Here is an 11,864-nt window from a genome sequence, read left to right as displayed (position 1 = left end):
CCGTCCCGCCGTCGTCCTTCCGCGCGGGCCGGGTGAGACCGGCCTCACGGCGTCACCGTCCGGTCCGGCTCACGCCTCCCAGGGAAGCTCCGCCTTGCCGAAGTGGCCGTAGTTGGTGGTCTGGCGGTAGAAGGGCCGGAGCAGGTTCAGCTGCTCGATGATGGCCGCCGGGCGGAAGTCGAAGCCGCGCACGAAGTCCGCCGCCGCGCGCTCGTCGCCGGTGCCGAAGGTGTCCACCTTCACCGAGACCGGCTGCGCCACGCCGATGGCGTACGCCACCTGCACCTCGGCCTTCTTGGCGAGCCCGGCCTTCACCACCTGCCGGGCCACGTAGCGGCAGAAGTATGCGCCGCTCCGGTCCACCTTGGACGGGTCCTTCCCGGAGAAGGCGCCGCCGCCGTGACGGCCCGCGCCGCCGTAGGTGTCCACGATGATCTTGCGCCCGGTGACGCCCGCGTCCGCCGAGGGGCCGCCCTGCACGAAGCTCCCGGTGGGGTTCACCAGGACGCGCACGTCGTCGTGGTACCACCCCTCCAGCCCCTCTGGGATGACCGTGGTGGCCAGGAAGTGCCGGATCTCGTCGCGGTCCACGCCCGCGGCGTGCTGGGTGGAGATCAGCACGTCGGTGACCCGCACCGGGGTGTTCCCCTCGTACTCCACCGACACCTGCGTCTTGGAGTCCGGACGGAGCCAGCTCACCGTCCCCTCCTTGCGGTGCCGCGCCAGGACGCGCGCCAGGCGGTGCGACAGGAGGATGGGGAGCGGCATCAGCTCCGGCGTCTCATCGGTGGCGTAGCCGAACATGATCCCCTGGTCGCCCGCGCCCTGCTCGCCCACGAGCGAGGTGGTGGCGGTCACCCCCTGGTCGATCTCCGCCGCCTGCGCCGACAGGAAGGAGATGATCTTCACGTCGTCGGCGCGGAAGGGCTGGTCCGCGTCCGTGTAGCCGATCTCGCGGATGGCGGCGCGGACCACGGCGTCGAGGTCCACCGTGGCGCTCGAGGTGATCTCGCCCGCCAGCACCACCGTGTCCTCCTTGCAGAGCACCTCGCACGCGACGCGGCTCCGCGGGTCCTGCTGCAGGTGGGCGTCCAGGATGGAGTCGGCGATGAAGTCGCAGACCTTGTCCGGGTGCCCCTCCGAGACGGACTCCGAGGTGAAGGTGTACTTGACGACGGCCGGCGCGTCGACGGGCGTGGGAAGGACGGTGCTCATGGCTCTCCTGAAAGGTGGTGCGGTGCGGGGCGAGCGTCGTGGAAAGGACGAGGGCCCGCCGTCGGTAGGACGGCGGGCCCTGACGACGCTTTAGGCGGTTTCCGTTTTCAGGAGCGAGCTCGCCAAGCTGTCGTTCAAAGCACTCGCTCCGCCCGCGGACGCGGGCCGGAATCTCCGGGTGTCAAAAAGGGTCCCGCTGCGTTTCCGCGCGGGACCCCGCGGCGGTTTAGCACATTTGTAACGCGGAGCAATCGCGAGAAATCGCCGCGGTGCGGTGTCGCACGGCGCGGAGTATAGCGTACGTCCCACCGCTCCGCAAGGGGCACCGCGTGTGCGGCCGCAGCCCACCGTTCAGGCCGGCGGGTCCGCGGGGGCCAGGTCCGGGACGCGCCAGCTCACGGCCAGGGTGGCGAGCGCGAAGAGGACGATGCTCCAGAGCACCAGGTGCAGGCCCGCTGAGAGCCCCTCCCGGAGGAGCGGGAGGGTCGCCGGGTCCAGCGCGCCGCCGCCCGGGCCGCCCTCGCCGATCAGGCTGCGCACGCTGTCCAGCGACACGCGCCCGGACAGGCCGGTCCGCTCCAGGTACCGCTCCAGGCGGAGGTTGAGGATCCCCCCGAGCAGCGCCGCGCCCATGGCGTTCCCGATGTTGCGCATGAGCATGTTGGACGCGGTCGCCACCGCGCGCTGCCGCCAGGGGACGCTGCTCTGGATGGCGACGATGTAGGTGGTGTTCAGCAGCCCGAAGCCGAGACCCATGACGAACGCCCCGAGCGCGGTGGGCACGACGCCCCGGCTGGCGGTGAGCGCGATCACCAGCGCGCCCGCGAGCGCCGCCAGGGCGCCGGCGCGCACCAGCCTCCGCACCCCGAGGCGGACGAAGAGCCGCCCGGCCACCACCGACGCGATGGGCCACCCCAGCGTCATCCCCGACAGGGTGAAGCCCGCCACCAGCGCGGAGCGGCCCAGCACCCCCTGCACGAAGGTGGGGAGAAAGCTGATCAGCCCGATCATCGCCACCCCCAGCGCGAGGATGGCCGCGTTGCCGAGGCGGATCACCCGGATGCTCCACATCTCCAGGTGCATCAGCGGGTCGGGCGCGCGCCGCTCGTGGCGCACGAAGAGGAACAGGCAGACGAGCGACGCCCCGGCCAGCGCCCCCGCCGCCCCCGCTCCCCACTCCCCGCCCTGCGTCAGCGCCAGCATCAGCGCCGTGAGCCCCACCAGGAGCAGCCCCGCGCCCGCGAAGTCGATGCTGCGCTCGTGGTGCTCGATCCGCTCGTGCAGGAAGAGCCCGATCAGCAGCATCGACACGATCCCGAACGGCACGTTGAGCCAGAAGATCCAGTGCCAGTCCGCGTTCTGCACGATCAGGCCGCCCGCCAGCGGCCCCAGGATGGAGGAGATCCCCCACACGCTCGCCAGGTACCCCTGCACCCGTCCGCGCTCCTCCAGCGAGTACAGGTCGGCCGCCAGCGTGGAGCTGATGGGGAGCACCGCGCCCGCGCCCGCGCCCTGCAGGAAGCGGAAGGCGATCAGCCACGTCATGGAGTGCGCGAAGCCGCACAGCACCGACCCCAGCATGAAGACCAGCACCCCGGCGATGAAGACGGGCTTCCGCCCGAACAGGTCCGCGAGCTTGCCGAAGATGGGGGTGGTGACGGCCTGCATCAGCAGGTACGACGAGAAGACCCAGCCGTAGAGCGAGAAGCCGCCCAGCTTCGCGGCGATGCTCGGCATGGCCGTGGCGACGATCGTTCCCTCGATGGCCGCCAGGAACATCGCCAGGACCAGCGCCGAGAGCACGAGCGGCCGGCGCGTTCGCCGCGCTGGCCGCTCCGGGGATTCCGTATGGGAAGACATCTACGTCGCCGCGCCCGTGACCCGGTGGTGCCGCAGCCGTCCTGGATGCGGCGCCGCAACCTACGCCCCGGCAGCGCCGCTCACAAGCGGCCCGCCGGCCGCGGCCGGATCAGAGGATCCGGCGCAGCCCCGCCGCCTGCTCCCGCACCGCCTCTGGCGCCGTCCCCCCCACGCCGCGCCGCCGCGCCACCGCGGCCTCCGGCGAGAAGAGCAGCGCCAGGTCCGCCCCCGCGAACTCCTCCGCCACCTCCGCGAAGGCGGAGGGGGGCAGCTCGTCCACCCCGCACCCGCCCGCCTCGGCGCGGCGCACCAGCAGCCCCACCTTCTCGTGCGCCTCGCGGAAGGGGACGCCCTCCCGCACCAGGAAGTCCGCCAGCTCGGTGGCGAGCATCCCCGCGTCCACGGCCGCCGCGCAGCGCGCCGCGTCGATCTCCATCTCCCGCACCGTCCCGGCGACGGCGGGGATCAGCGCCTCCAGGGTGTCGAAGGCGCCGAAGAGCGCCTCCTTGTCCTCCTGGAGGTCCTTGTTGTAGCCGGAGGGGAGCCCCTTCAGCACGGCCAGGAAGCCGGTGAGCGCCCCCACCAGCCGCCCCGCCTTGCCGCGCGACAGCTCCATGGCGTCCGGGTTCCGCTTCTGCGGCATCAGCGAGGAGCCGGTGGAGAAGCGGTCCGAGTGGCGCACGAGCCCCCACTCCGACGAGGCGAAGAGGACCAGGTCCTCCCCCAGGCGGGACAGGTGCACCCCCACCATGGCGGCGACGTAGAGCAGGTCCGCCACCCAGTCCCGGTCCGCGACCGCGTCGATGCTGTTCTGCGACACGGCGTGGAAGCCCAGCGTCTCCTTGAGGAGGACCCGGTCCACCGGGAAGGGGCACCCGGCGATGGCGCCGGAGCCCAGCGGGAGCACGGCGGCCCGCTCGCGCGCCTGTGCCAGCCGCTCGCGGTCGCGCGCCAGCGGCCAGGCGTGCGACAGGAGCCAGTGCGCCGCGGACACCGGCTGCGCCCTCTGCAGGTGCGTGTACGACGGCATCACGGTGTCCAGGTGCCGCTCCGCCTGCTCCAGCAGGGCGCGCTGCAGGCCGCGGAGCGCCGCGTCCAGCCGCGACGCCGCCCCGCACGCCCAGAGCCGCGCGTCCGTCGCCACCTGGTCGTTGCGGGAGCGCCCGGTGTGCAGCTTCCCCGCGACCGCGCCCGCCTCCTCGTAGAGCAGCCGCTCCACCAGCGAGTGGATGTCCTCGTCCGGGGCGGCGGCCCACTCCGCGGCTCCCCACCCCTCCAGCCGCGCCCCCACGCGGTCCAGCCCCGCGCGCAGCTCCGCGCCCTCCCCCGCGGAGAGCACCCCGGCGGCGGCGAGCGCCTCCGCCCACGCCTGGCTCCCCGCCACGTCCTCGCGCCAGAGGCGGAAGTCCACGGGGAGCGAGCGGTTCAGCCGGTCCATCTCGGGCGCGGGCCCGGCGGCGAAGCGTCCGCCCCAGAGGCGGGCGACGGGGACGGCGGAGGCGCTGGATGCCATGGGAGTACGTGAGTGCGAAAGTGCGTGAGTGCGAAACGGCGACCCCCTCCCTCAATCCCTCCCCGCAAGGGGGAGGGAGGAACTGCTTTTCCGCTCCCCTCCCCCCTTGCGGGGGAGGGGCCGGGGGAGGGGGGTCCCGTTCAGTCCGCCGCCACGTCCGTCAGCATCGGCACGAGGGCCGGCGCGGACTGAACGGCCTTCAGCGCGGCGACGCGCATGGGGAGGCCGTAGAGGCGGATGAAGCCGGCGGCGTCGGCCTGGTCGTAGACGTCGTCCTCGCCGAAGGTGACGAAGCGCTCGTCGTACAGCGAGAAGGCCGAGGTGCGGCCCGCCACCGTGAGGTTGCCCTTGTACAGCTTGAGGCGCACCTCGCCGGTGACGCGCTCCTGCGTCACGTCCACCAGCGCGTCCATCGCGGCGCGCTCCGTGGTCCACCAGCGGCCCTCGTACACCAGGTCCGCGTAGCGGGGGGCGACGGCGTCCTTGAGCGCGAGCGTGCGGCGGTCCAGCACGAGCTGCTCCAGCTCCGAGTGGGCGGCGTAGAGCAGGGTGCCGCCGGGGGTCTCGTAGATCCCGCGCGACTTCATCCCCACCAGCCGGTCCTCCACCAGGTCGATCCGGCCGATCCCGTGCAGCCCGCCGACCTCGTTCAGCCGCTCCAGCAGCGCCACGGCGCCCAGCGCCTCGCCGTCCACCGAGACGGGGTAGCCCCGCTCGAAGCCGATGGTGACGTACTCGGCCCGGTTCGGCGCGTCCTCGGGGGACCGCGTCAGCAGGAACATGTCCTCCTGCGGCTCGAAGGCCGGGTCCTCCAGCGGGCCGCCCTCGTGGGAGACGTGCCAGATGTTGCGGTCGCGGGAGTAGATCTTCTCGCGCGTGGCCGCCACGGGGACGCCGTGCAGTGCCGCGTAGTCCAACGCGTCCTCGCGGGAGCGGATGTCCCACTCGCGCCAGGGAGCGACGACCTTCATCTCCGGGGCCAGGCAGGCGTAGGTCAGCTCGAAGCGGACCTGGTCGTTCCCCTTCCCCGTGCAGCCGTGTGCAAGGGTGGCGGCGCCCACCTGCTTCGCCACCTCCACCTGCCGCTTCGCGATGATCGGCCGGGCCATGGAGGTGCCCAGCAGGTACTTCCGTCCGTAGACCGCGCCAGAGCGCAGCGTGGGCCAGACGTACTCCGTCAGGAACTCCTCGCGGAGGTCCTCCACGTGGCACTCCCTCGCGCCGGACGCGAGCGCCTTGGCGACGAGCCCGTCCAGCTCCTCCCCCTGCCCCACGTCGGCCGCCACGCACACCACCTCGGCCGCGTAGTTCTCCTTGAGCCAGGGGACGATGATGGAGGTGTCGAGTCCGCCCGAGTAGGCGAGGACGATGGTTTCTTTGCTCATCTCAGGTTCTCCTGGCGCTAGAGTACTTCCTTGACGACCGCGATCTCGTCGCAGGCATGGATCTTCGGGCACTGCCGGCAGTCCGCCCACACCTTGAGCGGGAACATCTCCTTGGGCACCGTGCGGTAGCCGCAGCGGTGGAAGAACTCCTCCTGCAGGGTGAGCGCGAACACCGTCCCGATCCCCAGCAGGCGCGCCTCCTCCTCGATGCGCTCCGCCAGCTTCCGGCCGACGCCCATGCCGTGCGCGTCGGCGTGCACCGCGAGCGAGCCCAGCTCGGCCAGCTGCGGTGTGTAGACACGCAGGGCGGCGCACCCCAGGATGCGCCCGTCCGGCGTCTCCGCGACCACGAACTCGCGGAAGTTGCGGGAGAGCTGCTCGATGGTCTTGGCGAGCATCAGCTCCTTCGCCGCGAAGCCGTTGATCAGCGGCTCCACCTGCGTCATGTCCGCCACGCGAGCCGCGCGCACCGCCACCCGCTCCCGCGTCGGGGCCTCCGGCGCGGCGAGGAACGCCCCGCCCGACCACCCGGAGGAGGTCCCCGTGTTCTCCAGCAGCATCAAAGCACCTCCTCCAGGATCGCGACGCCCCTCGCCAGCTCGTCGTCCGTCGCCACCAGCGGCGGGACGACGCGCACCGTGTCCGGCCCCGCCGTGCAGAGCAGCAGCCCCGCCGCCAGCGCGCGGGCCACCACGTCTCCGGCGGGCTCCGTCAGCTCCACCCCCCAGATCATCCCCGCCCCCCGCACCACCGCCACCTCCGCGTGGCGCAGCGCCAGCGCGCCCAGCAGGTCCGCGAGCAGTGCGCCCTTGCGGCGCACCTCCGCCAGGAATGCGGGGTCGCCGATCTTGCGGCAGGCGGCCAGCGCCGCGCTCGCCACCAGCGGCCCGCCGCCGAAGGTGGTGGCGTGGTCCCCCGGGCGGACCGCGGCGGCCACGCGCTCCGTGAGCAGCACCGCGCCCATGGGGAGCCCGCCCGCGAGCGGCTTGGCGACGGTGAGGAGGTCCGGAGTCACGCCGGCCGCCTCGTGCGCCCACAGGTGGCCCGTGCGTCCCAGCCCCACCTGCACCTCGTCGAAAACCAGGAGCGCCCCGGCCTCGTCCGAGAGCACGCGCAGCGCGCGCAGGAAGGAGTGGGGGACGGGAAGGACGCCGCCCTCTCCCTGGATGGGCTCCACGATCACCGCGGCGACCCGGCCGGTGCGCAGCCGCTCCGCGAGGCCCTGCACGTCGCCCACCTCGCAGAAGTGCACCCCCGGCATCAGCGGGCGGAACGGCTCCTGGTACGAGGGCCGGTCCGTGGCCGCGAGGGCGCCCAGCGTCCGCCCGTGGAAGCTGCCCCGGAAGGCGACGATCTCCGTCCGCGCTTCGTGGCCCTCCGCGCGCGCCCAGCGCCGCGCGAACTTGATCGCCCCCTCGTTGGCCTCCGCACCCGAGTTGCAGAAGAAGACCCGGTCCGCGAAGGAGTGCCCGGCCAGCCACTCCGCCAGCTCCGCCGCCGGGCGGGTGCGGAACAGGTTGGAGGTGTGGACGAGCCCCGCGTCGAGCGCGGCGCGCACCGCGGCGGCCACGTCCGGGTCGCCGTAGCCCAGGGCGTTCACCGCGATCCCGCTGGTGAAGTCCAGGTAGCGTGCCCCGTCCTCCGCGATCAGGTGCGAGCCCTCTCCGCCCACGAAGACCGGGCCAGTGGGGCGGTAGACGCCCAGGAGGGCGCCGCCGGACGTGATGGTCTCTGTCGCCATGGCCGTGCTCCTCAAGCGGTCCCCGCGAGGGCCCGGGCGCGGAGCACCCGCGTCCCCGCCCCGGCGTCCCTCAGCATCTCCAGCCCGCCGATCCGCACCCGTGCGCCCGCCGCCGCGGCCCGAGCCGCGGCCCGGAGCTTGGGTGCCATCCCGGCGGAGGCGGTCCCGTCCTCCACCAGCGCCTCCACCCCGTCCGCGGCCACCGACCGCACCACCTCGCCGCCGCGGAGCACGCCCGGCACGTTGGAGACGAGCAGCAGCTCCGTGGCGCCCAGCGCCGCCGCGACCGCCGCCGCCGCGTCGTCCGCGTTCACGTTCAGCGGCCCCCCGTCCGGCCCCCGCGACACCGGGGACACCACGGGGAGGAGCCCCTGCTCCAGCCAGGCCAACAGCAGCCGGGTGCGAACCTGCGCCACCTCGCCCGTCCTCCCCAGCTCCCCGCCCCGCAGCACCTCCGCCCGGAGGAGCCCGCCGTCCTCCCCGGAGACGCCGATCGCGTCCGTGCCGGCCGAGAGGAGGGCGGAGACCACCCGCTTGTTCACCACGCCGGAGAGGACCATCGCCACGGCGCGCATGGAGGCCTCGGTGGTGACCCGCAGCCCGTCACGCCACTCCGGCTCGGCGCCGAGGGCGCGCTGCAGCGTGGTGATCTCCTTCCCTCCCCCGTGCACCACGACGGTCGATCCGCCGCGGAGCACCAGCGAGGCCGCGAAGCGCGCCAGCCAGGCGGCGTCGTCCACCTCGTTCCCGCCCACCTTCACCACCGTGATCCCGCGGCTCATTCCAGACCCTCCGTTTCGTCCAGCCCGAACATCAGGTTGAGGTTCTGCACCGCCTGCCCGGCCGCCCCCTTGAGGAGGTTGTCGATGGCGGCGACCACCGTGAGCATGGGGGTGGAGACCCCCGCCACGGCTGCGACGCCGATCGCCACGCGGTTGCTCCCCACGACGTCCGCCAGCGAGGGGGTGCGGCCGGCGGTCACCTCCACGAACGGCTCGTCCGCATACGCATCCACCCAAAGCGACTCGGGCGCGGCCAGCGGCTCGCGCAGCGGGAGGTGGATGGTCTCCAGGATCCCGCGGCGCACGGGGAGGAGGTGGGGGGTGAACACCAGCTCCGGCGCCCCGCCTCCCGCCAGGGCCGCCGCCTGGTCGCGCATCTCGGCCAGGTGCCGGTGCGTGTTCCCCACCCCGTAGGCCCGGAAGTCCTCCGCAACCTCCGCGAAGAGCAGCTCCCGCTTCGGCGCGCGGCCCGCCCCGGTCGCCCCGGAGGAGGCGTTCACGATCACCGGTCCCGCCAGCAGCCCTGCCCGGAGGAGCGGCGCCAGCGCCACGAGGGCGGCAGTCGGGTAGCAGCCGGGGTTCGCCACCAGCGCCGCGCAGCGGATCCGCTCCCGGTGCAGCTCGGGGAGCCCGTACACGGCGCCGCGCGCCCACTCCGGCGTCGCCGGCCGCGGCACCCGCAGGTCCGCCGACAGGTCGATGGCCCGCGCCCCCGCCGCCAGCGCCCGCTCCGCCCAGGCCGCCGACTCCCCGTGCGGCAGGCAGGAGAGCACCACGTCGCAACCGCCGAGGTCCGCGTCCTCCGCCCGCACCAGCGGCAGGTCGGGCGCGCCCCGCGCAATCGGGCGCAGCGGCTGCCCCGCCTCGCTCTGCGAGGTGGCGAAGGCGATCCGCACCGACGGGTGGCGGGAAAGAAGGCGGACGGCCTCGCGCCCGGTGTATCCGTTGGCTCCGAGGACGCCCGCCCGTACGACAGAGCGGCTATTCATGCGGACGAATTTATATCCGATTTCCGGATTGTCAACCACTCGAAAGAGAATATATCCATTTTCGGCGAACGGGACGTTTGCGCCCGTACCGGGACGGGCACAGAATCCGCGGGACGCCCGGCGGAGGGGGCGGCACGGACCGGAACGGAGAACGACATGGCGGGTGGAGACCGCGGGGGGTGGGAGTACGCGGAGCGGTGGGCGCTCGTGACCGGCGCCTCCTCCGGGATCGGGGAGGCGTTCGCGCGGCGGCTGGCGCGGCTGCGGATGAAGCTGGTCCTCTCCGCGCGCCGGGAGGAGCGGCTGCGCGAGCTGGCCGCGGAGCTGCGGCGCGCGCACGGGACGGAGGCGGTGGTGATCCCCGCGGACCTGGGGAAGCCGGGGGCGGCGGGGGTGCTCTGGATGGAGGCGAGGGACGGGCGGGAGGTGCACCTCCTCGTCAACAACGCCGGCTTCGGGCTGAAGGGGCGCTTCGACGCGCTGTCGCTGGAGCGGCAGGCGGAGATGGTGCGCCTCGACTGCACGGCGCTGATGGAGCTCACGCACCTGGCGCTCCCGCCCATGCGGGCGCGGGGCGACGGCGGGATCGTCAACGTCGCCTCGGTCGCCGCCTTCCAGCCGGTCCCGGACATGGCCGTCTACGCGGCGAGCAAGGCCTTCGTGCTGTCGCTGACGCAGGCGGTGGCGGAGGAGCAGCGCGGGAGCGGCGTCCGCGTGCAGGCGCTCTGCCCGGGCCCCGTCGCCACCGGGTTCCAGGACGTGGCGGGGACGCAGGTCACGGAGCGGACCCCGGGGATCATGACCGCGGACGAGGTCGTCGCGGCGGCGCTGCGGGCGCTGGAGGCGGGGGACGACGCCGTCGTCCCCGGGACGCTGAACCGCCTGGGCACCCTCGCCGGGCGGATGCTCCCCCGCTCACTGGTGCTCCGCGGGGCGAAGACCATCCTCAAGAAACTACGCTGAGCCCGGACCCACCCATGTCCTTCCTTCAGCAGCCCCCCACCCTCGGCAACCAGTACGACGAGGACCGCGCCCTCCGCTCGCTCCTCGCACGCATCCTCCCGCCGGACGTGCTGGGCGACGTGGAGCCTTCGCTGCGGGAGATGGGACGCATCTCCGCCGAGCTGTACCCCGCGCAGCTCGCCGACCGGTGCAACGAGCCGCGTTTGACGCAGTGGAGCGCCTGGGGCGAGCGCATCGACCACATCGAGCCGACGCCGCTCTGGCGCGAGGCGGAGCGGATCGCCGCGGAGCACGGCGTGGTGGCGGCGGCGTACGAGCGCGCCCACGGCCGCTTCTCGCGGATCCACCAGTTCGCGCTGGCGTACCTCTTCACCCCCTCCACCGACATCTACTCCTGCCCGCTGGCGATGACCGACGGCGCCGCGCGCACCCTGCTGGACTCCGGGAACGAGGCGCTGGCCGCGCGCGCCGTGCCGCACCTCATCAGCCGCGACCCGGCGGAATTCTGGACCAGCGGGCAGTGGATGACGGAAACCACCGGCGGCTCGGACGTGGGGCGCTCGGAGACCGTGGCGCGGCGGGACGAGGACGGGACGTGGAGGCTGTACGGGCGGAAGTGGTTCACCTCCGCCGCGGCCTCGCAGGTGGCGCTCACGCTGGCCAGGCCGGAGGGGAACGACCCCGGCGGACGGGGCCTCGCCCTCTTCTACGTGGAGGCGCGGGACGCGGAGGGGCGGCTCGCGGGGATCCGGGTGGACCGGCTCAAGGACAAGCTGGGGACGCGCAAGCTCCCCACCGCCGAGCTGACGCTGGACGGGACCCCGGCCGTCCCGGTCGCGGGGCTGGAGAACGGGGTGCGCGGCATCACCCCCATGCTCAACGTCACCCGGACCTGGAACGCGGTGAGCGCGGTGGCGCTGATGCGGCGCGGGATCGCCCTGGCGCGCGACTACGCCGGGCGGCGCGTGGCGTTCGGCGCGCCGCTGGCGGAGCAGCCGCTGCACGTGGACACGCTGGCCGGTCTCCAGGCGGAGTTCGAGGGCGCGCTGCACCTCACCTTTCGCGCCGTGGAGCTGCTGGGCGCCCTGGAGGCCGGGGAGATCGGGGAGGACGAGGCGCGGCTCCTGCGCGTGCTCACCCCCGTCGCCAAGCTCACCACCGCGCGCCAGTCCGTGGCCGTGGCGAGCGAGGTCGTGGAGGCGTTCGGGGGCGCGGGGTACGTGGAGGACACCGGGATCCCCGTGCTGCTGCGCGACTCCCAGGTGCTCTCCATCTGGGAGGGGACCACCAACGTCCTGTCGCTGGACACCCTGCGGGCGCTGGAGTCGGTGGGCGGGCCGGGCCCGGTGCGCGGGGAGCTGGAGCGGTGCGCGGCGGCCACCCGCGACCCGGACCTCTCGGCCGTGGTGGGGCGGG

The 11,864-nt window shown here is 73.7% G+C and carries 10 protein-coding genes; 2 read left to right on the top strand and 8 right to left on the bottom strand.

The genetic code is table 11. The features are described from left to right. Positions 1-69 precede the first annotated feature (69 nt). From metK to argC, 8 genes are all read right to left on the bottom strand, one after another. Entirely contained in the window at positions 70-1,215 is a 1,146-nt protein-coding gene (metK, locus tag VGR37_06095) for a methionine adenosyltransferase (protein ID HEV2146951.1), read from the bottom strand. 351 nt (positions 1,216-1,566) lie between these two features. Further along, a complete protein-coding gene (locus VGR37_06090) occupies positions 1,567-3,075 on the bottom strand; it encodes an MDR family MFS transporter (protein HEV2146950.1) in 1,509 nt (502 codons plus the stop codon). A gap of 109 nt (positions 3,076-3,184) precedes the next feature. Then, positions 3,185-4,588: an argininosuccinate lyase gene (argH, locus tag VGR37_06085; protein HEV2146949.1), complete on the bottom strand. Its 1,404-nt coding sequence runs from the start codon at positions 4,586-4,588 to the stop codon at positions 3,185-3,187. Between the two features lie 140 nt (positions 4,589-4,728). Further along, positions 4,729-5,973, bottom strand: a complete 1,245-nt coding sequence (locus tag VGR37_06080) for an argininosuccinate synthase (protein ID HEV2146948.1) — start codon at positions 5,971-5,973, stop codon at positions 4,729-4,731. A 17-nt stretch (positions 5,974-5,990) separates the two neighbouring features. Continuing rightward, a complete protein-coding gene (locus tag VGR37_06075) occupies positions 5,991-6,533 on the bottom strand; it encodes an N-acetyltransferase (GenBank protein ID HEV2146947.1) in 543 nt (180 codons plus the stop codon). Further along, positions 6,533-7,714 (bottom strand): acetylornithine/succinylornithine family transaminase, encoded by a 1,182-nt coding sequence (locus tag VGR37_06070; protein ID HEV2146946.1) that lies wholly within the window; start codon positions 7,712-7,714, stop codon positions 6,533-6,535. Before VGR37_06070 ends, VGR37_06075 begins: the two co-directional genes overlap by 1 nt. Before the next feature lie 11 nt (positions 7,715-7,725). Further along, positions 7,726-8,496: an acetylglutamate kinase gene (argB, locus tag VGR37_06065; protein HEV2146945.1), complete on the bottom strand. Its 771-nt coding sequence runs from the start codon at positions 8,494-8,496 to the stop codon at positions 7,726-7,728. Next, positions 8,493-9,485: an N-acetyl-gamma-glutamyl-phosphate reductase gene (gene argC, locus VGR37_06060; GenBank protein ID HEV2146944.1), complete on the bottom strand. Its 993-nt coding sequence runs from the start codon at positions 9,483-9,485 to the stop codon at positions 8,493-8,495. Before argC ends, argB begins: the two co-directional genes overlap by 4 nt. Before the next feature lie 156 nt (positions 9,486-9,641). On the opposite strand from argC, the gene VGR37_06055 reads away from it, so the two are divergent. After that, positions 9,642-10,448: an SDR family oxidoreductase gene (locus VGR37_06055; protein ID HEV2146943.1), complete on the top strand. Its 807-nt coding sequence runs from the start codon at positions 9,642-9,644 to the stop codon at positions 10,446-10,448. 14 nt (positions 10,449-10,462) lie between these two features. Then, positions 10,463-11,864: acyl-CoA dehydrogenase family protein (locus VGR37_06050; protein ID HEV2146942.1), on the top strand; the 1,402-nt coding region annotated here is incomplete at its 3' end.

This window comes from Longimicrobiaceae bacterium (assembly GCA_035936415.1).
Lineage (GTDB): Bacteria > Gemmatimonadota > Gemmatimonadetes > Longimicrobiales > Longimicrobiaceae > JAFAYN01.
The sequence above is the reverse complement of the archived record's forward strand: the minus strand, read 5'-3'. Positions and strand labels throughout refer to the sequence as shown.